The following is a 24,927-nucleotide window of genomic DNA, read 5'->3' as shown; positions in this document are numbered from 1 at the left end:
CCGGGTGCCGGTGGCGGGGCCGCCCGGGGGCCGCGGCGGCCCTTTACCCCGCCCACAGCCGGTGGCGAGGGAGAATCGGGGCAGAGGCATTCATCGGGGGCTCTCCCGCCGGGGCCCTGTCAGGGGGAGCGCTCCGCGGAGCCTGGAGGTACCCCATGTCAGACACCCGATTCGCGCCCGACCGGGGGCTGACCACCCGCATGGTGGGCACGATGTTCTTCATCGGACTGCTCTACGTGGTCTTCGTGGGTGTGCTGGTGGCCCTGCTGCGCGGGGCCTGGCCGATCGTGCTGGTCCTCGCGGGCGGCCTGTTCGTCGCCCAGTTCTGGTTCAGCGACCGCATCGCGGCCTTCAGCATGGGCGCCCGCGAGGTGACCCCGGAGCAGGCGCCCGAACTGCACGGCGCCGTCGACCGGCTCTGTGCCCTCGCGGACATGCCCAAGCCCCGGGTGGCCGTCGCCGACAGCGACGTGCCGAACGCCTTCGCCACCGGCCGCAACCGGAAGAACGCCCTGGTGTGTGCCACCACCGGGCTGCTGCGCCGGCTGGAGCCCGAGGAGCTGGAGGGCGTCCTCGCCCATGAGCTGTCCCATGTCGCCCACCGCGACGTCGCCGTCATGACGATCGCGTCCTTCCTGGGCGTGCTGGCCGGGATGATCACCCGCGTCGGGCTGTGGGGCGGCCTGCGCCGGGTCGGCGGGCGGGACAACAGCACCGCCGTCCTCGTGGTGCTGATCCCGCTGATCAGCGCGGTCGTCTACGCCATCAGCTTCCTGCTCACCCGGCTGCTGTCCCGCTACCGCGAGCTGTCCGCCGACCGCGCCGCCGCGCTCCTCACCGGGCGGCCCTCGGCGCTGGCCTCGGCGCTCACGAAGGTCACCGGGCAGATGGCCCGGATCCCCACGCGCGACCTCCGGCAGGCCGAGCCGTTCAACGCCTTCTACTTCGCGCCCGCCTTCGCCAAGGACAGCCTGGGCCGGCTGCTCTCCTCGCACCCGACCCTGGAACAGCGGCTCGACCAGCTCGGCCGGATCTCGGCCCAGCTGGGCCGGGCGTGACGGAAGGAGCCCGTGCGCCGTGGGATTCCTCGACACCCTCCTCGGCCGCAGCAAGCCGGTGCGGCCGGACCTCGACCAGCTCTTCGCGTTGCCCTCGGCCGCTGTCACCCTCCAGGCGGGGGCCGGACTCACCCCGACGGGCCGGGGATCGGTGTGCTTCGCGAGCGTGGAGGGCGGTGCCTTCGCCCGTATCCAGCAGGACGTACGGGAGCTGCTCGACGCCGACACCGGGCGGGGCGGCGTGCCCGTGGAGTTCAGCCGGGACGTGTACGGCTACACGTGGCTGCTGGTGCGGCGGCCCGCGGACGCGGACGGGACGGTGGCGCTCGTCAACGATCTGCACGCGGTCAACACGCTGCTCCAGGAAGGGGGTTTCGGCCCGCAGCTGCTCTGCTCCCTGCTGGGGTTCCGCGACGCGGACCGGCGCGCGCTGGCCCTCGTCTACCTCTACAAGCGCGGCTCCTTCTACCCCTTCGCCCCGGTGGCGGGCGAGAAGCGGGACAACGGGCTGGAGCTCCAGGTCCGGGCGCTGCTGGGCGACGATCTGCGGATCGAGGAGGACCTGGGGCGGTGGTTCCCGGTGTGGGGCGCGCCCGGCCTGTGAACGGCGTGGGACGACCGTCCGCGGTGCCCGGGAGTCGCCGGCCGCGGCGCTCAGGTGCCGCCGTCCCCGGGGAGCATGCCGTCCATCGTCCGGGCCAGGACCTCCCGCTCGGCGGCGGCCGCGATGAACGCCCCGACGTGCTCCGCGCCCACCAGCTCACGGACCGCCTGAACGGTCCCGGCGGGGAGCCGGACGGGTTCGCGGGCGGCGCCGGCGGGTGTACGGGGCGGTGCGGGGGGCGCGCCCCGGGAAGGTTCCGTGCCCGCCGCCGCGCCTTCGCCCGCCGCTGTCAGGGCCTCGGTTGCCTCGGATTCCTCCCATGCCTCGGATCCACCCGGCGCCTCAGGGCCCCCGGACGCGACCGCGGCGCCCAGGTGGTGGCGCAGATAGCGCGTGGCCAACGCCCGCATGGCGCGGGCGAGTTCCGCGTCCACGGTCTGCTGGGCCAGCGGCCGTAGCCGGCGGACCAGTGAGGCGGCCTCCGCGGCCGCCTCGTCGCTCGGGGGTGGTCGAAGTATTGATGGAATATATGTTCGGTCGTGAAGTCGAGGAAGCGGCCCGCGATGTACTCGACCTGGGTGCGCAGTTCGCGCAGGTGGCCGGAGATGGCGAGCAACGGCACTCCCGCCTTGTGCAGTTCGACGGCGACGGACAGCTCCCGTGGGCTCGGCACGAGGAACGCGTCCCGTGTGTCCGGCAGGCGGACGAGCACCCCCAGCTCCACGGCGTCGTCGACGGCCGCGTCGTCCTGCTCGCCGCCGAAGCGCCGGTCCAGCTCCGCCCGGGTGATCCGCTCGGCCGTCTCGTCGCTCCACGGCCCGTCCACCTCGGTGACCAGGCCGAGCACACCGCCGAGCCCCCGGCCCGCGTCCCAGGCCTCCAGGAGCTCCTTGATGCTCGCCAGGGTGTAACCGCGGTCGAGCAGGCCCGAGATCTGGCGCAGCCGTGCCAGATGGGTGTCGCGGTAGACATTGGCCCGGCCGCGCCGCTCCGCCTTGGGGAGCAGCCCGCGGTCCTGATAGGCCCGGATCGTCCGGACCGTGGCCCCGCTGCGGTGGGCCAGGTCCTCGATGCGGTACTCACCCGCGCGGCGTGACGTCCCTCCGGCTGATCCGGCCGGCCCGGTCTCTCCCGGCCCTCCGGCCCGTGCCGGCCGCTGCTGCTTCACAGGGTGCTCCTCACCGGCCTACGAGGCGGCCGCGCGGCCGATCGCGCCCGCCGCGGACCGGGCTCCGGGCGACGTCGCCAGGTAGGCGACGGCCTTGCGCAGCGAGCCCTCCCGCGAGGGGTGGTACGACCGCCGCAGATAGCGCGGCACCGCCGCGCCGAGCTCCCGCCAGCTGGGCAACAGCCCTTTCGCCACGGCTCTGTTGTGATTGCGCATGGTGTAGCGTAGGCGGCCCACGAGCCGGGGGTCGTTGCGGAGCAGGTACGCCGCTCCCCACCCCCACAGGTAGAAGAGGATCGGCGCGGTGATCGCCATGCCGAGGACCCGCCGGGCGTAGCGCCCCGGGTCCTCGCCGCCGCAGTGCTCGTACATGTCGAAGGCGACCGACCGGTGTTCGACCTCCTCCGCGCCGTGCCAGCGCAGGAGGTCCAGCATCACGGGGTCCGGTCCGGCCCGGTCCAGGCCGTCCGCGTCGAGCACCCAGTTCCCGAGGACGGCCGTGAACTGCTCGGTCGCGGCGATCACGCTGAGCCGGAAGCGCAGCCACTCCCGGTCGGTGAGCGGCATGCCGAACGGGGGCCGCTCACCGAGCAGGACGTCGAAGAGGAAGTCCACGTGCCGGGTGTACGGGCCGGTGTCCAGGCCCTGCCGGGCGAGGTGGTCGAGCACATACGCGTGCTGCACGCTGTGCGTGGCCTCCTGGCCCATGAACCCCTTGACGTCCTTCAGCAGGGCAGCGTCCCGCACGAGCGGGAGGGCCTCCTTGAAGACCTTGACGAACCACCGCTCCCCGGCCGGCAGCAGCAGATGCAGGACGTTCATCACATGGGTGGCGGTGGGCTCGTCCGGAACCCAGTGCAGCGGCGTGCCGTCCCATTCGAAGGAGACGCGCCGCGGCGCTATGGAGTGCGCCACGGCGTGGCCGGTGGGCTGGCTGTCGGTCATCTTCTGCTCCTCTGCGGGGCCACCAGGAAGGTGATGGGGGCCGCGGGCCGGCTACAGCGGGAGGTCGATCCGCGCGAGGGCGCGCAGCAGCCGCGGTGTGAAACGGGACATGAGGCGCAGGCCGTGGGCCTCGGGTGTGACCGGGACGACCGCCCGGTCGCGGAGGACGGCCCGCAGGACGGCGTCGGCGACCTTCTCCGGCGGGTAGTTGCGCCGGCCGTACAGCCGCACCGCCTTCTTCCGGAGCCGCCGCTGCTCCTCCTCGGACACGCCCGTGAAGCGCGCGGTGGCCGTGATGCCGGTGTTGACGATGCCGGGGCAGATCGCCGTGACACCGATGCCCCGGCCGGCCAGCTCGGCGCGCAGGCACTCGCTGAGCATCAGCACGGCCGCCTTGGACGTGCTGTAGGCGGTGAGGAACCTCGACGGCTGAAAGGCGGCCGCCGAGGCGGTGTTGACGATATGACCGCCCTGCCCGCGCTCGGCCATCTGCCTGCCGAAGACCCGGCAGCCGTGGACGACTCCCCACAGATTGACGTCGAGGACCTTCCGCCACTCCTCGGCCGAGGTGTCCAGGAAGGCGCCGGCCAGGCCGATGCCGGCGTTGTTGACCAGGATGTCCACCACGCCGTGCTCGGCGGCGACCTTGGCGGCCAGCTTCTCCATGGCCGCCTCGTCCGCGACGTCGACGGTCTCGGCCGCCGTCTCGGGCGCGCCCAGCAGCCGGGCCATCTCCGCCGTGCGCACCGCGCCCTCGGGGTCGCGGTCGACGGCGATCACGCGCGCGCCGGCCTCCGCGAAGGCGAAGGCCGTCGCCCGGCCGATGCCGCTCGCCGCGCCCGTGACCAGCACCAGCCGACCGCCGAACGCCTGGGCGTACGGCCCCGCGGGCGCCGGGGCGGGGCCGGCCGGGCCCCCGGCGCCGCGTTCCCGCTCCGTGACGAACCCGGCGATCCAGGCCGACACCTGGTCCGGCCGGGAGCGCGGCACCCAGTGCTTCGCGGCCAGGGTGTGCCGCACCAGACCGGGCGCCCACTCCTCCAGGCCGTCGTAGAGCCGGTCGGACAGGAAGACGTCCCCCGTCGGTGTGATCAGCTGGACGGGCGCGTGGGCGTACGCGTCGGTGCGCGGGCGGTGCATACGGGCCCGGACGTTGTCGCGGTACAGCCAGGCGCCGTGCGCCGCGTCCGTCGGCAGCGACGCCGTCGGATACCCGTCGGCGGGCAGCTTCTCCAGCCGCGCGAGGATCTTCGGCCACTGCTTCAGCAGCGGCCCGCGCATGAGGGCCTCCGGCAGCGCCGGGGTGTGCAGCGCGTACACGTACCAGGACCGGGCGCTCTGGCCCAGGAGCTGGGCCACCCGGCGCGGGGTCGGCCGGGTGGCGCGCCGGCGCAGCCAGAGCGCCAGGTGGTCGAGGGAGGGGCCGGAGATCGACGTGAAGGACGCGATCCGCCCCTCGGTGCGGCGCGCCGTGGTGAACTCCCAGCCCTGCACCGAACCCCAGTCGTGCCCCACCAGGTGCACGGGGGCGTCGGGGCTCACCGCCTCCGCCACGGCCAGGAAGTCGTCGGTGAGCTTCTCCAGCGTGAAGCCGCCCCGCAGCGGCCGCGGCGCCGTGGAGCGCCCGCAGCCCCGGACGTCGTAGAGCACCACGTGGAAGCGGTCCCGCAGCCGCTCGGCGACCTCGGACCACACCTCCTTGCTGTCCGGATAGCCGTGCAGCAGCACCACCGTGGGGCGCGAGGTGTCACCCAGCTCCTGGACGCACAGCTCGATCCCGCCCGTGCGGACCCACCGCTCGCGCGCGCCTTCGGTCCCTGCCCTCATGCGGCCCTCTCCTCCTGCCGGCGCCGCACGTGCGGCAGATCGTCGTCCAGCCAGAACGCGCTCTCCTCGGGGTCACGGGAGTCGGTGACCACCAGGAGCTCCTCGAACTTCGCGCCCACGCCCCGGAAGCCGAGGTGCGGTTCCACGGCCCACATGCCGGGGGCCGGCGGGTGGTCGGAGAAGCGGTGCGGGCTCCACAGCGGCGACCAGCCCTCCCGGTGGCCGCGCACAGCGTCCGAGGCCAGCCCCCGCAGCGCCTGGGTGCCGAACCCGAACACCCGCGGCGACCAGCGGCGCTCCCGGACCCGTCCCACCTTGTGCGCTATCACCCCGAAGGGGTACGCCCGGTGGCGGTTGGCGAGGCCCTGGCGCACCATGAGGCGGTCCACGTCCTCGTAGATCTCCCGGAGCGGGCGGCGCTCGCGCACCTCGCGCAGGATCAGCTCCCGGTGCTCCCGCAGATCGGCCGTCAGCCGCTCGTGCAGGGGGTGGGGCCCGAGGCAGCCCGCGTAGCCGATGTCGGCCGTGAAGCCCCGGTGCACCGGGGCCATGTCGAGGATGAACGGCATCCCCGGCTCCAGCCGCCGGTCCGTGGGGAAGAACTGGAGCGGCACCCGGAACCCCACGAACGCCGTGCGGTCCCCGAACCACGCGAAGGGGAGGTGGAACCAGTCGCGCACACCACGCTCGCGCAGCCACGCGCGCTGCATCCGGGCCGCCTCGCGCTCGGTCACCCCCGGTCTCAGCTGGGCGGCGACCTCCTCCGCGCAGTCGTAAGCGAGGCGCTGCACTTCCTTGAACCCCCGCTGATCCGCGGTCAGTTCCCGAGCCGTTGCCGAGGCCATCGCCGTCCCGCCGTTCCCTAGGGCCGCACGCCGGTACACGTTCCACAACTTGACACTGATGAATGTGACAATGCCCCGCGGCTGCGTCAAGAGTTGTGCACGGCCTGTGGATAACTTTCGGTAACCCGGCGGAGGATGCCCAGGGCCTCGATGATCAAGACGGCGCCCCGCTCACCCACTTCCGTCGATCATGACGGCGCCTCCGCCCGGCGGTCCCCGTCGCTCACGACAGCGCCCCGCCCGCCGGCCCCCGATGATCATGGCGGCCCCGCTCCCCGGCCCTCCTCCCCTACGGGGGTGTCAGACCTGAGGACTACGCACATCCAGCCATCCGGTCTGACGCCCTCTGTGGCGGGCGCCACTACCGTCGAAGACGTGACTGTGATCGCTACCGAAAGCCTCAGCAAGCGGTTCCCCCGGGTGACCGCGCTCGACCGGCTGTCCGTCGACATCACGCCGGGCGTGACCGGCCTGGTGGGTGCCAACGGAGCCGGCAAGTCCACGCTGATCAAGATCCTGCTCGGGCTCTCCCCGGCCACCGAGGGCCGCGCCAGCGTGCTCGGCCTCGACGTCGCCACCGAGGGCGCCGCCATCCGGGAGCGGGTCGGCTACATGCCCGAGCACGACTGCCTGCCGCCCGACGTCTCCGCGACCGAGTTCGTCGTCCACATGGCCCGCATGTCCGGCCTGCCGGCCACCGCCGCGCGCGAGCGCACCGCCGACACGCTGCGCCACGTGGGCCTGTACGAGGAGCGCTACCGCCCCATGGGCGGCTACTCCACCGGCATGAAGCAGCGGGTCAAGCTGGCCCAGGCGCTCGTCCACGACCCGCAGCTGGTCCTGCTCGACGAGCCGACCAACGGCCTCGACCCGGTCGGCCGCGACGAGATGCTCGGCCTGATCCGGCGGGTCCACACGGACTTCGGCATCTCGGTCCTGGTCACCTCGCACCTGCTGGGCGAGCTGGAGCGCACCTGCGACCACGTCGTGGTCATCGACGGCGGCAAGCTGCTGCGGTCCTCGTCCACGGACGACTTCACCCAGTCCACGGGCTCCCTCGCCGTGGAGGTCACCGACTCGGACGCCCGCCCCGACGGCACCGCCGCGCTCCTCGCGGCCCTCGCCGGGGCCGGCCTCACGGTCCGCCCGGCCGGCCGGACCGCCGACGGCGCGCCCGCCTCCGGCCGCGTCCTCCTCGTCGACGTCGTCGACGAGGGCACCTACGACACGGTCCGCGACGCCGTCACGGACCTCGGGCTCGGCCTGGTCCGCATGGAGCAGCGCCGCCACCGCATCGCGGAGGTCTTCCGGGACGAGACCGAGGACGAGGCCACCGCCGCCCCGGCGGACCCGGCCACCGGCGGCTGGGGCGCCGGCCGGCAGTGGGCACCCGCGGCCCAGCGCGACGAGCAGAACGAAGGCGCGCCCGATGCCGCCTGAGACCACCACGGCGCCCACCCAGGACGTCATCCACAACATCGGCTACCGGAACTACTCCGGCGCCCGCCTCGGCCGCGCCTACGCCCGCCGCTCGCTGTTCTCGCAGAGCCTGCGCGGCGCGTACGGCCTCGGCCGGTCGGCGAAGTCCAAGGTCCTGCCGATGATCCTGCTCGGCGTCATGTGCGTCCCCGCCGCCATCATGGTGGCGGTCGCCGTGACGACGAAGATGAACGACCTGCCGGTGGCCTACACCCGCTACGCGATCCTCCTCCAGGCCGTCATCGGCCTCTACCTCGCGTCCCAGGCCCCGCAGTCGGTCTCCCGCGACCTGCGCTTCAAGACCGTCCCGCTGTACTTCTCCCGCCCGATCGAGCGCGTCGACTACGTGGCGGCCAAGTTCGCGGCGATGGCCTCGGCGCTCTTCCTGCTCACCGGCGTGCCCCTGCTGATCCTGTACGTGGGCGCCCTGCTCGCCAAGCTGGACTTCGCCGACCAGACGAAGGGCTTCGCGCAAGGACTGGTCTCCGTCGCCCTGCTCTCCCTCCTCTTCGCCGGCCTCGGCCTGGTGGTCGCCGCGCTCACCCCGCGCCGCGGCTTCGGCGTCGCCGCGGTCATCGCGGTGCTGACGATCTCCTACGGCGCGGTCTCCACGATCCAGGGCATCGCCCTCGCCCGCGACAACACCGACGCCATCAGCTGGCTCGGACTGTTCTCGCCGATCACCCTGATCGACGGCGTCCAGACGGCGTTCCTCTCCGCCACGTCCGCCTTCCCCGGCGGCCACGGGCCGGGCACCGGCACCGGAGTCGTCTACGTCCTCGTCCTGCTCGCCCTGATCGCCGGGTCGTTCGGGCTGCTGATGCGCCGCTACCGAAAGGTCGGCCTGTGACCTCCCGCCCGTCGCCCGACCGCCACCCCTCAAGGAATGGGCTGCGCCCATGAGCACTGTCTCCATCGACAACGTCTCCCGCTGGTTCGGCAACGTCGTCGCCGTCAACGACGTCTCCATGACCGTCGGCCCCGGTGTCACCGGCCTCCTCGGCCCCAACGGCGCCGGGAAGTCCACCCTCATCAACATGATGGGCGGCTTCCTCGCCCCCTCCACCGGCACGGTCACCCTCGACGGCGCCACCATCTGGCGCAACGAGGGCGTCTACCGCCACATCGGGATCGTCCCCGAGCGCGAGGCGATGTACGACTTCCTCACCGGCCAGGAGTTCGTCCGCGCCAACGCCGAACTCCACGGCCTGGGCGCGAAGGAGGCGCAGCACGCCCTCGCCACGGTCGAGATGGAGTACGCCCAGGACCGCAAGATCGCGACGTACAGCAAGGGCATGCGCCAGCGCGTGAAGATGGCCTCCGCCCTGGTCCACCAGCCGTCCGTGCTCCTCCTCGACGAGCCCTTCAACGGCATGGACCCCCGTCAGCGGATGCAGCTGATGGAACTGCTGCGGCGCATGGGCGCGGAGGGCCGCACGGTGCTGTTCTCCTCGCACATCCTCGAAGAGGTCGAGCAGCTCGCGGCCCACATCGAGGTCGTCGTCGCGGGCCGGCACGCCGCCTCCGGCGACTTCCGCAAGATCCGCCGCCTGATGACGGACCGGCCGCACCGCTACCTCGTGCGCTCCAGCGACGACCGGGCCCTCGCCGCGGCCCTCATCGCCGACCCCTCCACGGCCGGCATCGAGGTCGACCTCAAGGAGGGCGCCCTGCGCGTCCAGGCCGTCGACTTCGGCCGCTTCACCACCCTGCTGCCGCGCGTCGCCCGCGCGCACGGCATCCGGCTCCTGACGGTCTCGCCCTCCGACGAGTCCCTGGAATCGGTCTTCTCCTACCTCGTCACGGCCTGAAAGGAGCCCTGGAGCGCCATGTACAACCGCACCGTCGCCCGGCTGACCTACCGGGGGCTCCTCGGCCGCCGCCGCGCCTTCATCCTCTTCGCGCTGCCCGCCCTCCTGATCGCCATCTCGGTCGTCATCCGCGTCCTGACCGGCGCCGACGACGACACCGCCGCGAACGTCCTGGGCGGCTTCGCGCTCGCCACGATGGTCCCGCTGATCGGCGTCGTCGCCGGTACGGGCGCGATCGGGCCGGAGATCGACGACGGCTCGGTGGTCTATCTCCTCTCCAAGCCCGTCAAGCGCCCCACGATCATCTTCACCAAGCTGGTCGTCGCCGTCGGCGTCACCGCGGTCTTCTCGGCGATCCCCACCCTGATCGCGGGCTTCATCCTCAACGGCAACAGCCAGCAGATCGCCGTCGCCTACGCCGTGGCCGCCGCGGTGGCCTCCGTCGCCTACAGCGCGATCTTCCTCCTCCTGGGCACCGTCACCCGCCACGCCGTCGTGGCCGGCCTGGTCTACGCCCTGGTCTGGGAGTCCCTCTTCGGCAGCCTCATCTCCGGCGCCCGCACCCTGAGCGTCCAGCAGTGGTCCCTGGCCCTCGCCCAGAAGATCGGCGCGGACGGCGCCATCACCTCGGACGTCGGCCTCCCCCTCGCCCTCGTCCTCCTCATCGGCGTCACCACCCTGGCGACCTGGTACGCCGGCCAGAAGCTCCGCACCCTCACCCTGGCCGGGGAGGAGTGACGGACCGTTCGCCCGGCGCGGCCTTACGGCGCGGCGCCCTCGGACCGGCAGTCGCCCTGGCGGCCGTGGCCGCGACAGTCGTCGCGGCCACGGCCGCCTGGCTGTTTCTCCGGGACGTCCGGGAACCGGAGCGGGCCGGGGGACGGTAAGGGGCGGGCTCCGTGGCGAGTGCCCCTTACCGTTCGTGGGCTACAGGCGGGACTCCAGGATCCGCGCTATGGCCATCTGCTCCGGTTCCAGCGCGACCTTCTCGCCCTCCTCGGTGTCCTCCACCTCCCACAGGGAGTTCTGGAGGACCCGGCCCAGCGTCCAGCGGGCGGCGCGGGCGCGGTCGAGGGAGAGGATCTCGGTCATCAGGTCGAAGCGGCGGAGCACCGCGCGTTCCACGTCGCCCGTGGCCGTGACGTCGTCCCAGCGGTCGCGGAGGGCGGGGAGGAGTTCGAAGCCGGGGTCGCCGACGAGGGGCTTGGGGTCGATGGCCAGCCAGGGCTCGCGGGGTGTGCCGGGCAGGGGGGCCAGGACGTTCTCGTAGTGCAGGTCCCAGTGCAGCAGGCGGTCGCCCGGTTCGGCGATCACCTCCCGCACGGCCTCGGCGCAGCGGTCGACGACGCGCCGGTGGGCGGTGTCGGTGATGTGGGGGAGGGCGCCGGGGGTATCGGCGAGCATCGCGCCCGCGATGTCCGCGAGCGGGCGCAGGCCGGCGGGGGCCGGGGTCTTCAGGAGCCGCGCGAGGAGCTCCGTAAGGACGCGCAGGGACGCCTCGTGGTCCTCCACGGCCAGCAGCGAGCGGTTCGCGTCCAGCCGCTCCAGGAGCATCGTGCCCGAGCCGGCGTCGTGGTCGAGCAGGGCCACGGCGCCGTCGCCGCCCCAGGCGCGCAGGGCGAGCGGCTCGCCCGCGCTCTCGTCGGTGACGGGCTGGAGCTTGAGCGCGGCCGGGGTGCCGTCCTCGCGCAGTACGGGCAGGACGAGCGCGACGAAGCCGTGCGAGGAGGGGCCGTCGGGCCGCAGCCGCCAGCGGTCGAGGAACTCCGCGGCCAGGTCCGGGAGGGCGGCGACCCAGGCGCGGCCCGCCTCCCCGTCGAACTCGTCGTGGTACGCGGCGAGCGTGGCGGGGACGGTGATGCGGGAAGGCACGTGCATGGCGGACGGACTCCTCACGACGGGTTCCACGGCTGTCGGCCAGGACCGTCGGACGGCTCCGGCCGCCGGACCCCGCGAACGGGAGGGGCGGCCGGGGCCGGCGGGGCCGGGACCGGCACGGGAGCCCCCGGAAGGAGCCTCCCGTCACCTCAACGTCTCAGATCCGCCGATCGCGCCCGGCGCCCAGACCCAGCAGCACCAGGCTCGCGCAGGCGACGAGGAGCAGCGCCACCGGCACCGTCCAGCTGTCCGTGACCTGGTGCACCGCGCCGAGCGCGAACGGGCCGACGGACGCCACCAGATAACCCCAGGTCTGCGCCATGCCCGAGAGCCGGGCCGCCGTGTGGGAGTCCCGCGTGCGCAGCACCATCATCGTCAGCGCGAGCCCCAGCGTGCCGCCCTGCGCGACGCCCATCAGGGTCGCCCAGAGCCAGGCACCGGCCACGGGCGCGACGAGCAGGCCGGTGACGCCCGCGGCCATCAGCGTCACGACGCCGAGCGCCAGCAGCCGCTGGTCGCGCAGCCGCCCGGCCAGGATCGGCACCACGAACGAGCCGGCCATCTGGACCAGCGTGTAGAAGGAGTAGACGAGGCCGGCCTCGCTCTTGCTCATGCCGCCGTCGGTGAAGATCGTCGGCATCCAGGCGATGCACACGTACGCGATCAGCGACTGCACGCCCATGAACAGCGTGACCTGCCAGGCGAGCGGGGTGCGCAGCAGCCCGCGCTCCGGCGCGGCGGGGCGGCGCTCCGTGGCCGCGGCCTCGCCGTGGTGGGTGCCGCGGCGCGCCAGGACCGCCTGGGGCAGCCAGACGACGGCGGCGACGGCCGCGAGCAGCGCCCAGGAGACCAGGGACCCCTGCCAGCCGCCGAGGGCTTCCTCCAGCGGCACGGCGGAGGCCGCCGAGACGGTGGCGCCGAGGATCATCGCGGTGGAGTACAGGGCGGTCATGCTCGCGGCCCGCTCGGGGAAGTCCCGCTTGATCAGGCCCGGCATCAGGACGTTCAGCAGGGCTATCGCCGTGCCGACGAGCGCGCAGCCGACGAACAGCGCGACGACGGGCGGCGCCACGCGCAGCAGGATGCCGCCGCACAGCAGCACGAGCGCGCCGCACAGCACGGCCTCGGTGCCCCAGCGACGGGCCAGCTTGGGCGCGACGATCGAGCCGAGCCCCATGAAGACGAGGGGGATGGTCGTCACCAGGCTGCTCGCGGTGGCCGCCAGGTGGAAGTGGTCGCCGATCTCGCCGACCAGCGGCGACACCCCGGCCAGCGCCGCCCGCATGTTGAGCGAGGCCAGCACGATGCCGAGGAGCACCAGCGCGGGGTGGGCGCGCAGCCGCCGCCGCGCGGCCGCCACGGGAGGCGCGGGCGCCAGGTCCTCCTCCGCGTCTATCAGGGGTGCTTGGGGCCTCGGCTCCGACATGGGTGATCTCTCCAGGGGGTGCGGGGAACGGTGGAAGAGGAGACGGGTCAGCTCTCCGGGAGCAGGGACTCCACGGCCCGCTTGGGCCGTTCGAGCAGCAGCCGGGCGGCCCGCGCGGCCGCTTCGGGGTCGCCGGAGGCGATGGCGGTCATCAGGTCGTGGTGGTCGCCGTGGATGATGCGCGGCATCTCGCGGTCGCCGAGCGCGGTGACGAGCGCCTCGCGCACCGAGCTGCTGAACCAGCTGTACGTCGCGGTCAGCGCGCTGTTGTGGGCGGCCTCCACGACTGCCCGGTGGAAGGCGACGTCGTGGTCCGCGTAGAGCTCCAGGCTGCCGGAGTCCGGCTGGCCGTCGGGGTCCTCGAAGGCGGTCTGGGCGTCCAGGGCCGCCCGCATCCGCTCCAGGTCGGCGGGCTCGTGGCGCACCGCCGCGAGGCGCGCGGCCTCGACCTCCAGGGCGATGCGCAGCTCCAGGACGTCCCGTACGCCGGCGCGCTGCACTCCGCGCATGATCTCGGCAGGGTCGGCCATGGAGACGACGAAGGTGCCCTCGCCCTGCCTCGAACGGAGCATTCCGGCGTGGACGAGCACCCTTACGGCCTCGCGGACGGTGTTCCGCCCGACCTGGAGCTGCTCGGCGAGCGCGTGCTCGGTCGGGATGCGCTCGCCGACCCGCCATTCGCCGGCGCCGACCTGGGCGCGCAGCTGATCCACGACGGTGTCCACGAGGGACTGCCGTCCCGCCGCCCGCAGTGCCATCCCGTGTTCCTCCGAAGCTTTATTCTCCCGGTTGCCCAGTCATCCTACAACTGCACCCCGAGGGCACCCCGGCTACCGTCGTAAGAGTGAAGGCAGACGCCGCCCGCCTGCGCTCCGCCGTGAGCTCCTGGGTCCGGACCTCTCCCGGCACCCACATCTGGCTGCTGATCATCGGGGTGACCAGCCTGGTCATCGCCGCGGCCAGCCAGGACCTGGAGACCTTCCTCCTGCACCGCACCAGCAGCAACATCCACCAGCTGAACAAGCAGCCCGTGGAATCCCTGCTGATCAGCGGCTTCTGGATCGAGAACCCGTCCTCGTTCCTGCTCTACGCCGGGCTCTTCGAGCTCGTCCACGCCAACGTCGAACGCTGGATCGGCACCCTGCGCTGGCTGTTCGTCGTCGCCGTCGCGCACGTCGCGGCCACGCTCATCAGCCAGGACATCGTCATGCTGGCCATCCAGGACCACTCGCTGCCGCGCTCGATGAAGCACGTGGTCGACATAGGCGTCTCCTACGGGCTCGCCGCCGCGGCCGGCGTCCTCACCTACCGGGTGCCGCGCCCCTGGCGGTGGCTCTACGCCGCGAGCCTGGTGGCCTTCTTCGCCGTCCCGCTGTGCGCCGGCGGCACGTACACCGACATCGGCCACGCGGTGTCCGTGGCCATCGGCCTGGCCTGCGGCCGCCCGCTCTCGTACGGGCTGCCGACGTGGGACCTCGGCCGGGCGGAGGCGGCCCTGCGGAGGTGGCGGGGACGGACGAAGGCCGTCCCCGGCCCACCGGGGGACCCCGGCGGGCCGGACGCGGCCTTCGGTGAAGCGAAGGGCCTCAGGCGAACAGGCGCTCCAGGACGACCGCGATCCCGTCGTCCGCGTTCGACTCGGTGATCTCGTCGGCCACGGCCTTCAGCTCGGTGTGGGCGTTGGCCATGGCCACGCCGTGGGCCGCCCAGCCGAACATCGGGACGTCGTTGGGCATGTCGCCGAAGGCGATCGTGTCGGCGGCCTTCAGACCCAGCCGGCGCGCGGCCAGCGACAGGCCCGTGGCCTTGCTCAGGCCGAGCGGCAGCAGCTCGACGATGCCGGGGCCCGCCATCGTCACGCCCACCAGGTCACCGGCGACCGCCCGCGCGACCTCGGCCAGGCCGTCGTCGTCGAGGCCCGGGTGCTGGAGGTAGAGCTTGTTCAGCGGGGCGGCCCACAGCTCGGTGGTGTCCGTGACCGAGATGACCGGAAGGGGGCCCTCCTGGACGCGGTAGCCGGGGCCGACCAGCACCTCGCCGTCCATGCCGTCCCGGCTGGCGGCCAGGAACAGCGGGCCGATCTCCGCCTCTATCTTGGCGACGGCGAGCCCGGCGAGCTGCCGGTCCAGCGTCACCGACGTCAGCAGCCGGTGCTCACCCGCGTGGTAGACCTGCGCGCCCTGCCCGCACACCGCGAGGCCCTGGTAGTCCAGCGCCTCCAGGATGTGCTTGGTCCAGGGCACCGAGCGGCCGGTGACGACGATGTGCGCGGCGCCCGCCGCCGTCGCCCGGGCGAGCGCGGCGCGGGTGCGCTCCGAGACGGTGTCGTCGGGGCGCAGCAGCGTGCCGTCGAGGTCGGTCGCGATCAGCCGGTACGGCAGCGGACCCGCGGGTGAGCCGGAGGAGGTCACTTGGCGACGGGCTCCAGGATCTCCCGGCCGCCCAGGTAGGGGCGGAGCACCTCGGGGACGCGGACCGTCCCGTCGGCCTGCTGGTGGTTCTCCAGGATCGCCACGATGGTGCGCGGGACGGCGCACAGCGTGCCGTTGAGCGTCGCCAGCGGGCGGACGTTCTTGCCGTCGCGCATCCGCACGGACAGGCGGCGGGCCTGGAACTCGTCGCAGTTGGAGGTCGAGGTCAGCTCGCGGTACTTGCCCTGGGTGGGGATCCACGCCTCGCAGTCGAACTTGCGGGAGGCGGAGGAGCCGAGGTCACCCGTGGCCACGTCGATCACCTGGAACGGCAGCTCCAGGCTGGTCAGCCACTGCTTCTCCCACTCCAGCAGGCGGGCGTGCTCCGCCTCCGAGTCCTCCGGCGCGATGTACGAGAACATCTCGACCTTGTCGAACTGGTGGACGCGGAAGATGCCCCGGGTGTCCTTGCCGTACGTGCCGGCCTCGCGGCGGAAGCACGGGGAGAAGCCGGCGTAGCGCAGCGGGAGCTGCGAGGCGTCCAGGATCTCGTCCATGTGGTACGCCGCGAGGGGCACCTCGGACGTGCCGACCAGGTAGAAGTCGTCCTTCTCCAGGTGGTAGACGTCCTGGGCGGCCTGGCCGAGGAAGCCGGTGCCCTCCATGGCGCGCGGCTTGACCAGCGCGGGGGTGAGCATCGGGGTGAAGCCGGCGGCGGTGGCCTGCGCGATGGCGGCGTTCACCAGCGCGAGCTCCAGCAGCGCGCCGACGCCCGTCAGGTAGTAGAAGCGCGAACCGGAGACCTTGGCGCCGCGCTCGACGTCGATCGCGCCGAGCGACTGGCCGAGCTCCAGGTGGTCCTTGGGCTCGAAGCCCTCGGCCGCGAAGTCGCGCGGGGTGCCGACGGTCTCCAGGACGGTGAAGTCGTCCTCGCCGCCGCGCGGCACGTCCGGGTGGACGAGGTTGCCGATCTGGAGCAGCAGGCGCTGCGCCTCGGCGGCGGCCTCGTCCTGCTCGGCGTCGGCGGCCTTGACGGCGGCGGAGAGCTCGCCCGCCTTCTTCAGCAGGGCGGCCTTCTCGTCACCGGAGGCCTTGGGGATGAGCTTGCCGAGCGACTTCTGCTCGGAGCGGAGTTCGTCGAAGCGGACGCCGGACGACCTGCGCCGCTCGTCGGCGGAGAGCAGCGCGTCGACGACGTCGACGTCCTCTCCACGGGCGCGCTGGGAGGCGCGCACACGGTCGGGGTCCTCACGAAGCAGGCGAAGGTCAATCACCCCACAAGGCTACCGTTGCGGGGACGATCACTCGACGCGATATTCCTCTACGTCCCATTTTGCCCTAGTTTAGGGTGGGTGGAAAAGGCTGTGAATAACGCCGTCGGCCGGGCCGTCGGAAAATGCGTGCGCATTTGATGAAAAGGGGCATAGAGGGGGGCGTGGCGGCGGGGGGCCGGTGATCGGCCTTGCGGGTGGCGGGAGTTGGGAAGGCCGTTGTCCACAGGAGTCGATACTTCCGTTTCTTTGTCCACAGGCTGTGCGTGAAATCTGTGGACGCCGGAATCAAACGTTCCGATCAGTTCCGTCCTGTGCCGAAGATTTGTAGGTCAAACCTCTCCGGCCCGCTCATTCGGGTGGTATTGCCTCGCCCTAAAGGGTTGTTTGGTGACATTCACCTGACGTTGCCGTGGCCTGGACCCTCTAAGGGGTGACCTAGGTGCTGTGGATGACGAGCCTGTAGTTAGAGAGATTTGTCGACCTTGACCGATTCGGACGGGCTTCGAGGTGCCTCGATCTGTCGACTTATCCCCAGGTCGAGATGAGTCTGTGGATAACTCCGCGGTTCATCCACACCGGGCCCCGGGAGGGGGCCCGTCCGCCCGTCGACCCCGTTAGCCCCGCCCGTCAGCCCCGGCCGTCCTGGCAGCGCGCGATCCAGTCCGCCGCCGCCGTGAAGTCCTCGTCCGACATCCCCCGCGCCGTCGGCGCCACCTCGGCCGGGTCGACCCCAGCGCGCGGATACGAGCCGAGGAACCGCACCTTCGGGCAGATCCGCTTGAGCCCCATCAGCGCCTCGGCCACCCGGCGGTCGGTGATGTGCCCCTCCGCGTCGATCGCGAAGCAGTAGTTGCCGATGCCCTCGCCCGTCGGCCGCGACTGGATGAGCATGAGGTTCACCCCACGGGACGAGAACTCGTGCAGCAACTCCAGCAGCGCGCCCGGGTGGTCGGCGCGCAGCCACACCACCACGGAGGTACGGTCCGCGCCCGTGCGCGCCGCCGGGCGGGCCGGGCGGCCCGCCAGCACGAAGCGGGTCTGCGCGTTCTCCGCGTCGTGGATGTCGGTGACCAGCGCCTCCAGCCCGTACGTCGCCGCCGCGAACTCACCGGCGAAGGCGGCGTCGTAACGCCCCTCCTGCACCAGCCGTGCGCCGTCCGCGTTCGACGCCGAGGACTCCCACAGCGCGTCCGGCAGGTTCGCCGCCAGCCAGTTGCGCACCTGCGGCTGCGCGACCGGGTGGCCGGTCACCGTCTTGATGTCGGAGAGCTTCGTCCCCGGCCGCACCAGCAGCGCGAACGCGATCTGGAGCACGACCTCGCGGTAGATCATCAACGGCGCGCCGGTGGCCAGTTCGTCGAGGGTCGCGGTGACCCCGCCCTCCACCGAGTTCTCGATCGGGACGAGCGCGGCGGCGGCCTCGCCGTTGCGCACGGCGTCCAGGGCGGCCGGCACGGAGACCATGGGGACGAGCTCCCGCGGGGCGGCCTCCGGCAGCGTGCGCAGGGCGGCCTCGGTGAAGGTGCCCTCGGGGCCGAGGTAGGTGTAGCGGCTGGCCGACATCACGCGATTTCCTCCGGGGGGTTGCCTTGGGCTTCGTCACGATACCGAGGGCCCGCGGCCGGCGGCTCCCGGACGGGGGCGGCCCCGGGACGGCCCGGCCGCGCTCCGAGTGGTGCCCCCGGGCCGAGGGGCGGGCCGTTCATGCCGCGGCCGGGGCTCCCGAGCGGGCCCGGACCGGGCCCCGGCGAGCGACTCCCGCCCGACCGGGGGGCAGAGCTCCGCGCCCCGGGCCCCGCCGGCGTCAGGGGCTGCCGGGCCCTGGGCCCCGCCCTCCGGCCGGGCCTTCCCGCCCGGCCGGCGCACGCCCGCGGCCGGCACGGCCCCCCTCGGGCCCGTGCCGCGCCCGGCCGGGCGTCCCGCGCCCGGTCGGCGTGCCTCCCCGCGGTGGCGGGGAGAAAGACGTCACCCCTCCAGCAACCGCTGCCCCACGTACTCGCCCGGCGCGCAGCCGCCCGGGACCGCGTACAGGCCGCTCGACTCGTGGCTGAGGAAGCGGGAGAGCCCGTCGCCGCGGTCCAGCTTGCGCTGCACCGGGACGAAGCCCTTCCCGGGGTCCGCCTGCCAGGCGATGAAGAGCAGGCCCGCGTCCGGGGCGCCGTCGTCGCGGTAGCCGTCGTGGAAGGAGAACGCCCGCCGCAGCATCGCGGCCCCCCGGTTGGACTCCGGGGCCGCGACGCGGATGTGCGCGTCGCCCGCGATCGCCAGCGAGCCGTCCGCGCCGATCTTCTCCAGGTCCACCGGGGTCGTCTCGGTGCCGCCCGAGAGGGGCGCGCCGTCGGACTTCCGGCGGCCGATGACCTTCTCCTGGCGCGCGAGCGACAGGTGGTCCCAGCTGTCGAGCAGCATCCGGATGCGCCGGACCACGGCGTACGAGCCGCCGGCCATCCAGTCGCCGGAGTCGTCCGGGACGAAGACCCGGGCGGCGAAGTCGGGGTCCGACGGCTTCGGGTTGTTGGTGCCGTCGATCTGGCCCATCAGATTGCGGCCGGTCATCGGCTTCGCGGTGGCGCCCGGCGCCCGGTTGAAGCCGTTCATCTGCCAGCGGGGCCGTGCCGCGTCCCCGGCCTGCTTCTGGAGCACCCGCAGCGCGTGGAAGGCGACGAGCGGGTCGTCCGCGCCGATCTGCACCCACAGGTCGCCCTCGCCGCGCTTGGCGTCGAGCGCGTCGGCGGTGAAGACGGGCAGCGGCTCCAGGGCGGCGGGCCGCTTCGCGGCCAGGCCGGTCCGGTCGAAGAAGGTGCGGCCGAAGCCGAAGGTGACGGTCAGGGATGACGGGCCCGCGTCGAGGGCGATGCCGGTGTCGTCGCCCTTGGGCGGCTCGCCCGCGGTCAGCTCCGCGGCCGTCGCCGACCAGCGGCGCAGCAGGGCGGCGGCGGCCTTACGGTCGGCGCCGGGCGCCAGGTCGAAGGCGAGCAGGTGGCCGTGGGCCTGCGCGGGGTCGGCGATCCCGGCCTGATGTTTCCCGTGGAACGGCACGGCCTTGGTGCCGACGCCGGAGAGCTCCGCCGGGGTCCCGCGCGCGGCCTCGGCCGCGAGCGCGCCACCGGCGCCGCCCACGACCAGCCCGGCCGCGCCGACGGCCCCGGCGGAGCCGAGCAGCCGCCGCCGGCTCATGCCCCGGTCCCGCCCGGCCGCCGGGCTCTCCGCCCGCGCCGTCTTCTCTGCCTGTCCAGCTCGTTCAGCCATCAGTTGATCTTCACGTTCCTGAGTTCCGTGATCTGGTCGATGTCGGAGGTCCGTACGGTCAGGGTGAGCCGCCACTCGCCGGCCATGGGGAGCTGGAGGCCGGTGGCCCGCCAGCGGCCCGCGGAGAGACGCTCCAGCGGGGCGCGCAGCGGACCGATCTTCTTCCGGGGCTCCGTGAAGGAGACCTCCAGCTGCGGTACGTCGACGGGCTTGCCGTCCGGGCCGGCCACGCGGACGTCCAGGGTGTTGTCGCCCGAGCGCGCCGGGTCGATCCGCACGGTGGCCGTGCCGCGGCCGCCCGGACCGCCGGTGTCGTACGGGATCCGCACCTCGGCCGGGCCGGCGGCGGGTGCCGTGGCCCGGGTGCCGCCGGCCGCCCCCGCCTCCCGCTGCTCGGTCTCCGCGCGGCCCGGCTGGGTGCCGGTGAGCATCGTGGTGACGACGAGGAGGATCACGGCGATTCCGGTCTCGGCGAGGACGGTGCGGCGCAGTCCGCTGCGGCCCTCGTCCGCGTCGCGCCGCCGCTTCCCGGCGGCCTTGGTGAGCGCGGCCTGCTGCCGGGCCAGCTGGGCGGCCCGCTCGGGAGAGGCACCGCCCTTGCCGGCGGCCGGGGCCTTCGGGACGGGCCTGGCCTTCCGCGGCTCCGCGCGGTCCGTGAGCCGGCCCGTCCAGCGCCGGGAGAAGAAGGCCGCCCCGACCAGGACGGCCACCAGGCCCGCCTTGATCAGCAGCAGCCGCCCGTACTCGGTGCCGGTGAGCGCGCCCCACGAGCCGACCTGCCGCCAGGACTGGTAGAGCCCCGTCGCCACCAGCACGCACACCGAGGCGAAGGCGAGCCGGGAGAAGCGCCGCACGGCCGCGCCGGGGACCGGGTCCCCGGCCCACAGGGTGGCCAGCAGGGCCGCCAGCCCGCCCAGCCACACCGCGACGCCCAGCAGGTGCAGGACATCGACCGGCATCGCCAGCCAGGTCTGGAGCCCGGCCGACGCGTGCTCGGCCATCGCCCAGGTCGCGGCCAGCCCGGTGGCGACGACCGTGCCGCCGATGCCGAGCCCGAACGCGACGTCCCGCCGCTCCTGCCCGGTGCGGCCGTCGTCCCCGCGGGCGAACGAGCCGAAGAGGACGGCCAGGAAGACCGCGGCGGCGCTCAGCAGCAGCAGCCGCGACAGCAGCGCCGCGCCCGGCTTGGTGTTCAGCACGTCGCCGAGCAGCGACAGGTCCAGAGCGGAGCCCGGCCCCTTGCCGCTCGTGTACGCGCCGCGCAGCAGCAACAGCGCGGCCGTCGAGGCGAAGAGGGCGACCCAGCCGCCCACCGCGACCCGCTGGACGGGCCGCGAGGAGCGGCACACGCCCGCGAAGACGCAGCCGCCGACGAGCAGCGCGAAGCCGGCGTACGCGGCGTACCGCGCGGTGCCGTACATCCAGCCGACGGTCGGGTCGACCTGGGCGGTCGTCACCTTGGCGGCCGTCTTCGACGGCGCGCCGACGGAGAAGGTGAAGGCCCCGGCCACCGGATGGCTGTCCGCGGAGACGGCCTGCCAGGCCACCGTGTACGTACCGTCCACGAGCCCGGTGCGCAGTCCCACGGACGCCGTGCTCGACTTGCCGTCCACGTGCGTGGGCCGGCCCTCGTCGACGCGCTCGCCGCGCGGGTCGAGGACCCGCACGGAGTCGGCGCTCAGCAGCACCCCCTCGGAGAAGGTCAGCGTGACCCGCTGGGGGGCGGCCGGCACCACCGAGCCGGTGGCGGGGTCGGTCGCGGTCAGCGCGGCGTGTGCCGACGCGGTGCCCGCGCCGGGTCCGAGCGCGCACAGCAGCGCGGCGAGCAGCGCCCCGAGGAGGGGCAGCAGCCGTCCGGCGGTCAGGGTCCTCATCGCATCCTCGTCGGTCCGCTCAGCCCTGGGGGCGGAAGGTGGTGGACTCGACCGGCACCTGGACCTTCACGGCACCGGTCGTGGCGAAGTGGAGCGTGAACTCGATCTTCTCGCCCACCTTCGGCTTGTGCCCGAGCTTGCCGAGCATCAGGTGGGTGCCACCACGGGTGAGCTTCAGCTCGCCCTTCGCCGGCACCTCCAGCTTCGCCGCGTGCTTCATCTGCGAGCCCTCGGTGGTGTGCATGGTGATGTCGCCCGAGAGCGGGCTGGTGACGGACGTCAGCTGGTCGGCCTTACCGCCGTCGTTCTTGACGGTCAGGTAGGCGGCGGCCATGTCCGGCATCGCGGGCTGCGGCAGGTAGGCGCCGCTGACCGAGAGCTCGGGCTTGTCGGACGCCAGGGCGTTCTTCTCCGACTGGCAGCCGGTCACCAGGAGCATGCCCCCGGCGAGCAGCAGCGGCAGGGCGGCGGCGGTGGCGGTGGTGGTCTTGCGCATCACGGGTTCTCCCCCTTGACGATCTTCGGGAGATCTTTGGCGTACTGGGCTGCGGTGGTTTCCGCGGTGTAGATCCAACGGCCGCCGTCGTCCTTGGGCGAGAACCCGACGACCTCGGCGCCATGGCTGACGGTGATGGAGCCGTCCTTCTCCTTCTTCGGCTTCTCCACGAAGATGCCGAGCGGCTTGGCGGCCGCCTGGATCGTGTCGAAGTCGCCGGTCAGGCCGACGATGTCCTGACCGCCCTGGGCGTCGAGCCACTCCCGCATCCGCTTGGGGGTGTCCCGGGCGGGGTCGGTGGTGACGAAGACGATCTTCAGGTTCTTCCGGTCGGCCTCCGGCAGCTTCTTCGCCGCGGTGGCCATGTCGGAGACGACGGTCGAGCAGACGTCCGGGCAGTAGGTGTAGCCGAAGTAGAGCAGGACGGGGTGGCCCTTGGTCTCCTTGACCAGCTCGTACTTCTTCTCGTCCGTGTCCGTGAGGACCAGGTCGGGCTTGGCCTTCGGGCTGTCCAGGGTGATCGCGGCCTTCTTGGGCGCGACGGAGACGTCCGCCGCGGGCTTGTCGCCGTCGCCGTCCGAGCCGCCGCAGGCGGTGAGGGCGAGCGCGGCGGCGGTGGCCAGTGCCACGCCCAGGATCTTGGTGCGCATGGAGCTCTTCTCCAGGGATGGGTCGGGGTGCGGGGGCGGCGCCGCGCGGCAGCCGCTGCTGCCTGGGGTGCCGCCCCGGTCCGTGCGGGCCGCGGGTCAGGCGGAGCGGCGGCGGCCGGCGAGCACGCCGAAGGCCACGCCCGCGATGCCGACGACGATGCCGACGACGCCGAGCACCCGGGCGGTCGTGTCGGAGGAGTCCTCGCTCTTGCCGGAGGACGCGGACGAGGCGGCGGCCCGGGTGTCCTTGCCGTCGGCGGACTTGCCGCCCTTGTCGGCGGCCTTGTCCTTGTCGCCCTTCGCGACGAGCTTCAGCACCGGCGCGGGGTGCTCGGCCTCCTCGCCGCCCGGCTTGGACGGGTCGATCCAGCGCACGACGTCGTCGTCGGAGTAGGTCTGGAGGGCCTTGAAGACCAGCTCGTCGACGTCCGTGGGCAGCTGGCCGACGGAGAGCGGGAACTGCTGGAACTGGCCCGGCTCGATCTTGCCGCCGGTCCAGGTGATCTTGCTGACGGCCTCGTCGATCGTCTTGCCGTGGGTCTGGAGCGGCTTGTCGAGCTTGGACTTCTCGACCTTGACGTCCCAGCCCGGGACGGGCTGCACGGTCACCGAGGAGAGCGGGTGCTTCGGGTCGAGCGTGACCTCCAGCTTCACCGTCGAGGCGTCGTTCTTCTCGTTCGGCACCTTGAAGGCGATGGTGCTGTAGCCGCCCTTCTCGGCGGTGCCGGGCTGCACGCTGACGTGCGCGAAGGCGGGACCGGCGAGGAGCAGGACGGCGCCGGCGGTGACGCCGCCGATGACGGGGAGACGGCGGAGACGGCCGAGAGAGGTGTTCATGGGGACACTCCACAGGCAGGAGGGGACGGAAGAGGTTCGGGCGTGCGCGTGCGGCGACGGCGCGACCGCCCTCCCGTGCTCTGTCGCCGGAGTGCGTCGCGTGTCAGGCCGCGAGGGTGAGGTGCGGCGGTCCCCGCCGGGTCACGAAGCGCTGGAGCGACGGCTCCACCACCGGACGGTCCTCTTCCGCGGACCGGCCCCGGCCGGCCCGCGGCGGCTCGGCGGCCGAGCGGTCCCACAGGGCGCGTACGAGCGTCAGGGCGGCGCGCAGCGACCGTACGAGCGCGGCCTCCGCGACCTCGCGCGCCGGGCGGCCGGACAGCGCCACCACCCGCCACAGCGCCACCTCGCCGCGCCGCAGCAGCCAGCCCGCGGCCAGCGCCGCGAGCAGATGGCCGAGCAGCATGGGGAGCGACAGCGGCAGCGCGCCGAGCAGGGAGTCCAGCAGCCGGTCCAGGGGCATGGAGGTGCCCGTACCGGGCGCGGCGGGCGCGGGTACGGCTCCCATCCGCATCGGGTGCACGGCGGGGTCGAGCCCGGCCTGCGTGATCACTCGGCGGGCGTCGGCGGCGGACATCGTGTGCGGCTGGTTGCAGATCAGCTTCGCGGCGAAGGTGATCAGCCGCCCCTCGGAGCCCGCCTGGCGCGGGGTCACCCCGGCACTGTGCTGGCCCAGTCCGAAGAGGGTGTGCAGCGCGAGCTGGCCGACGGCCAGTCCGGCCGCGATCCCCGGCAGCGAGCGCTCCCGGCCGGCCAGCGGCAGGACGAGCGCCAGCACCAGCGCGCAGCCCGCGCCCAGCGTCCACAGCGGGACGCTCGCGCAGGAGGCCAGCACGTGCCCGCCCGCGGACAGCAGAACACAGACCGCGGTGAACACCGCGGCCCGTATCAGTCGCAGATCGGCGCCGGCGCGCGCGACGGGGTGAGGCATGGCTGCGCCATCATCCCACCGGGCTTACTCCTTCCCTACGGCAGGGGGCGCACGTTCGCCACCCGGCCGGAAGGGGACCCGCGGACGCTCCGGCGCACCCCGGCGTATCACCCCATACACCGACGCACCCGCGCGCCGCATCGTCCGAATGAGCGGTCTCACAC

The 24,927-nt window shown here is 73.3% G+C and carries 22 protein-coding genes and 1 pseudogene; 7 read left to right on the top strand and 16 right to left on the bottom strand.

Translation table 11 applies throughout. The features are described from left to right. Positions 1 to 155 precede the first annotated feature (155 nt). Positions 156 to 1,058: a zinc metalloprotease HtpX gene (htpX, locus tag SMD11_RS16525; protein ID WP_087927187.1), complete on the top strand. Its 903-nt coding sequence runs from the start codon at positions 156 to 158 to the stop codon at positions 1,056 to 1,058. Between the two features lie 19 nt (positions 1,059 to 1,077). Next, positions 1,078 to 1,662, top strand: coding sequence for a PspA-associated protein PspAB (gene pspAB / locus SMD11_RS16520; RefSeq protein ID WP_087927186.1), 585 nt, complete (start codon positions 1,078 to 1,080; stop codon positions 1,660 to 1,662). 50 nt (positions 1,663 to 1,712) lie between these two features. Here the strand turns inward: pspAB and SMD11_RS16515 are convergent. The 4 genes and pseudogenes from SMD11_RS16515 to SMD11_RS16500 form a co-directional block, all read right to left on the bottom strand. Beyond that, positions 1,713 to 2,734, bottom strand: a pseudogene (locus SMD11_RS16515) (MerR family transcriptional regulator). Positions 2,735 to 2,848: 114 nt separating this feature from the next. Next, positions 2,849 to 3,775, bottom strand: coding sequence for a metal-dependent hydrolase (locus tag SMD11_RS16510; RefSeq protein ID WP_087927185.1), 927 nt, complete (start codon positions 3,773 to 3,775; stop codon positions 2,849 to 2,851). Positions 3,776 to 3,826: 51 nt separating this feature from the next. Further along, a complete protein-coding gene (locus tag SMD11_RS16505) occupies positions 3,827 to 5,602 on the bottom strand; it encodes an SDR family oxidoreductase (protein WP_087927184.1) in 1,776 nt (591 codons plus the stop codon). Further along, positions 5,599 to 6,447 carry a M24 family metallopeptidase gene (locus tag SMD11_RS16500; protein ID WP_087927183.1) on the bottom strand — a complete coding sequence of 283 codons (849 nt, stop codon included), beginning with the start codon at positions 6,445 to 6,447 and terminating at the stop codon, positions 5,599 to 5,601. The genes SMD11_RS16505 and SMD11_RS16500 overlap by 4 nt, the downstream gene beginning before the upstream one ends. A 375-nt stretch (positions 6,448 to 6,822) precedes the next feature. Here SMD11_RS16500 and SMD11_RS16495 point away from each other — a divergent pair, with 375 nt between their 5' ends. From SMD11_RS16495 to SMD11_RS16480, 4 genes are read left to right on the top strand one after another with little or no spacing between them, the layout of a single operon-like run. Further along, on the top strand, positions 6,823 to 7,887 hold the full coding sequence (locus tag SMD11_RS16495) for an ABC transporter ATP-binding protein (RefSeq protein ID WP_418952448.1): 1,065 nt from the start codon (positions 6,823 to 6,825) through the stop codon (positions 7,885 to 7,887). Next, positions 7,877 to 8,776: an ABC transporter permease subunit gene (locus tag SMD11_RS16490; protein ID WP_087927181.1), complete on the top strand. Its 900-nt coding sequence runs from the start codon at positions 7,877 to 7,879 to the stop codon at positions 8,774 to 8,776. The genes SMD11_RS16495 and SMD11_RS16490 overlap by 11 nt, the downstream gene beginning before the upstream one ends. Before the next feature lie 49 nt (positions 8,777 to 8,825). Continuing rightward, positions 8,826 to 9,737 carry an ABC transporter ATP-binding protein gene (locus tag SMD11_RS16485; RefSeq protein WP_087927180.1) on the top strand — a complete coding sequence of 304 codons (912 nt, stop codon included), beginning with the start codon at positions 8,826 to 8,828 and terminating at the stop codon, positions 9,735 to 9,737. A gap of 18 nt (positions 9,738 to 9,755) precedes the next feature. After that, complete coding sequence (locus SMD11_RS16480) at positions 9,756 to 10,475, top strand: ABC transporter permease (protein WP_087927179.1); 720 nt, start codon at positions 9,756 to 9,758, stop codon at positions 10,473 to 10,475. A gap of 189 nt (positions 10,476 to 10,664) precedes the next feature. On the opposite strand, the gene SMD11_RS16475 is transcribed toward SMD11_RS16480, so the two are convergent. The 3 genes from SMD11_RS16475 to SMD11_RS16465 all read right to left on the bottom strand — a co-directional run bounded on the left by SMD11_RS16475 (position 10,665) and on the right by SMD11_RS16465 (position 13,799). Further along, positions 10,665 to 11,615, bottom strand: coding sequence for an aminoglycoside phosphotransferase family protein (locus SMD11_RS16475; RefSeq protein ID WP_087927178.1), 951 nt, complete (start codon positions 11,613 to 11,615; stop codon positions 10,665 to 10,667). A gap of 157 nt (positions 11,616 to 11,772) precedes the next feature. Then, entirely contained in the window at positions 11,773 to 13,041 is a 1,269-nt protein-coding gene (locus SMD11_RS16470) for a CynX/NimT family MFS transporter (RefSeq protein ID WP_087927177.1), read from the bottom strand. 47 nt (positions 13,042 to 13,088) lie between these two features. Further along, entirely contained in the window at positions 13,089 to 13,799 is a 711-nt protein-coding gene (locus SMD11_RS16465) for a FadR/GntR family transcriptional regulator (RefSeq protein WP_087927176.1), read from the bottom strand. Positions 13,800 to 13,885: 86 nt separating this feature from the next. On the opposite strand from SMD11_RS16465, the gene SMD11_RS16460 reads away from it, so the two are divergent. Further along, positions 13,886 to 14,686 carry a rhomboid-like protein gene (locus SMD11_RS16460; RefSeq protein ID WP_234366066.1) on the top strand — a complete coding sequence of 267 codons (801 nt, stop codon included), beginning with the start codon at positions 13,886 to 13,888 and terminating at the stop codon, positions 14,684 to 14,686. On the opposite strand, the gene SMD11_RS16455 is transcribed toward SMD11_RS16460, so the two are convergent. The 9 genes from SMD11_RS16455 to SMD11_RS16415 all read right to left on the bottom strand — a co-directional run bounded on the left by SMD11_RS16455 (position 14,628) and on the right by SMD11_RS16415 (position 24,763). After that, positions 14,628 to 15,452, bottom strand: a complete 825-nt coding sequence (locus SMD11_RS16455; protein ID WP_199843896.1) for an HAD family hydrolase — start codon at positions 15,450 to 15,452, stop codon at positions 14,628 to 14,630. The genes SMD11_RS16460 and SMD11_RS16455 overlap by 59 nt on opposite strands. Further along, entirely contained in the window at positions 15,449 to 16,726 is a 1,278-nt protein-coding gene (serS, locus tag SMD11_RS16450; RefSeq protein ID WP_087927175.1) for a serine--tRNA ligase, read from the bottom strand. Before serS ends, SMD11_RS16455 begins: the two co-directional genes overlap by 4 nt. 627 nt (positions 16,727 to 17,353) lie before the next feature. Beyond that, positions 17,354 to 18,289 (bottom strand): prephenate dehydratase, encoded by a 936-nt coding sequence (gene pheA / locus SMD11_RS16445; protein ID WP_087927174.1) that lies wholly within the window; start codon positions 18,287 to 18,289, stop codon positions 17,354 to 17,356. Between the two features lie 402 nt (positions 18,290 to 18,691). Beyond that, entirely contained in the window at positions 18,692 to 19,903 is a 1,212-nt protein-coding gene (gene efeB, locus SMD11_RS16440) for an iron uptake transporter deferrochelatase/peroxidase subunit (protein ID WP_234366408.1), read from the bottom strand. A gap of 71 nt (positions 19,904 to 19,974) precedes the next feature. Next, positions 19,975 to 21,849, bottom strand: coding sequence for a FixH family protein (locus tag SMD11_RS16435; protein WP_199843895.1), 1,875 nt, complete (start codon positions 21,847 to 21,849; stop codon positions 19,975 to 19,977). 19 nt (positions 21,850 to 21,868) lie between these two features. Then, complete coding sequence (locus SMD11_RS16430; RefSeq protein ID WP_087927172.1) at positions 21,869 to 22,345, bottom strand: copper chaperone PCu(A)C; 477 nt, start codon at positions 22,343 to 22,345, stop codon at positions 21,869 to 21,871. Further along, complete coding sequence (locus SMD11_RS16425) at positions 22,345 to 22,995, bottom strand: SCO family protein (protein WP_087927171.1); 651 nt, start codon at positions 22,993 to 22,995, stop codon at positions 22,345 to 22,347. Before SMD11_RS16425 ends, SMD11_RS16430 begins: the two co-directional genes overlap by 1 nt. Positions 22,996 to 23,091: 96 nt before the next feature. Next, positions 23,092 to 23,832, bottom strand: a complete 741-nt coding sequence (locus SMD11_RS16420; protein ID WP_087927170.1) for a YcnI family protein — start codon at positions 23,830 to 23,832, stop codon at positions 23,092 to 23,094. Between the two features lie 103 nt (positions 23,833 to 23,935). Beyond that, positions 23,936 to 24,763, bottom strand: a complete 828-nt coding sequence (locus SMD11_RS16415) for a hypothetical protein (protein ID WP_087927169.1) — start codon at positions 24,761 to 24,763, stop codon at positions 23,936 to 23,938. Between the last annotated feature and the right edge of the window lie 164 nt (positions 24,764 to 24,927).

Origin of the sequence: Streptomyces albireticuli (assembly GCF_002192455.1) — a bacterium.
GTDB lineage: Bacteria > Actinomycetota > Actinomycetes > Streptomycetales > Streptomycetaceae > Streptomyces > Streptomyces albireticuli_B.
This window is presented reverse-complemented; position numbering and strand designations above follow the sequence as displayed.

Coding starts and splice junctions, on each gene's coding strand:
- htpX (WP_087927187.1), top strand. CDS start 156: ATGTCAGACACCCGATTCGCGCCCGACCGGGGGCTGACCACCCGCATG.
- SMD11_RS16425 (WP_087927171.1), bottom strand. CDS start 22,995: ATGCGCACCAAGATCCTGGGCGTGGCACTGGCCACCGCCGCCGCGCTC.
- SMD11_RS16465 (WP_087927176.1), bottom strand. CDS start 13,799: ATGGCACTGCGGGCGGCGGGACGGCAGTCCCTCGTGGACACCGTCGTG.
- SMD11_RS16480 (WP_087927179.1), top strand. CDS start 9,756: ATGTACAACCGCACCGTCGCCCGGCTGACCTACCGGGGGCTCCTCGGC.
- SMD11_RS16415 (WP_087927169.1), bottom strand. CDS start 24,763: ATGCCTCACCCCGTCGCGCGCGCCGGCGCCGATCTGCGACTGATACGG.
- pheA (WP_087927174.1), bottom strand. CDS start 18,289: ATGTCGGCCAGCCGCTACACCTACCTCGGCCCCGAGGGCACCTTCACC.
- SMD11_RS16505 (WP_087927184.1), bottom strand. CDS start 5,602: ATGAGGGCAGGGACCGAAGGCGCGCGCGAGCGGTGGGTCCGCACGGGC.
- SMD11_RS16485 (WP_087927180.1), top strand. CDS start 8,826: ATGAGCACTGTCTCCATCGACAACGTCTCCCGCTGGTTCGGCAACGTC.
- efeB (WP_234366408.1), bottom strand. CDS start 19,903: ATGAGCCGGCGGCGGCTGCTCGGCTCCGCCGGGGCCGTCGGCGCGGCC.
- SMD11_RS16500 (WP_087927183.1), bottom strand. CDS start 6,447: ATGGCCTCGGCAACGGCTCGGGAACTGACCGCGGATCAGCGGGGGTTC.
- SMD11_RS16430 (WP_087927172.1), bottom strand. CDS start 22,345: ATGCGCAAGACCACCACCGCCACCGCCGCCGCCCTGCCGCTGCTGCTC.
- SMD11_RS16420 (WP_087927170.1), bottom strand. CDS start 23,832: ATGAACACCTCTCTCGGCCGTCTCCGCCGTCTCCCCGTCATCGGCGGC.
- SMD11_RS16490 (WP_087927181.1), top strand. CDS start 7,877: ATGCCGCCTGAGACCACCACGGCGCCCACCCAGGACGTCATCCACAAC.
- SMD11_RS16435 (WP_199843895.1), bottom strand. CDS start 21,849: ATGAGGACCCTGACCGCCGGACGGCTGCTGCCCCTCCTCGGGGCGCTG.
- SMD11_RS16510 (WP_087927185.1), bottom strand. CDS start 3,775: ATGACCGACAGCCAGCCCACCGGCCACGCCGTGGCGCACTCCATAGCG.
- SMD11_RS16475 (WP_087927178.1), bottom strand. CDS start 11,615: ATGCACGTGCCTTCCCGCATCACCGTCCCCGCCACGCTCGCCGCGTAC.
- SMD11_RS16470 (WP_087927177.1), bottom strand. CDS start 13,041: ATGTCGGAGCCGAGGCCCCAAGCACCCCTGATAGACGCGGAGGAGGAC.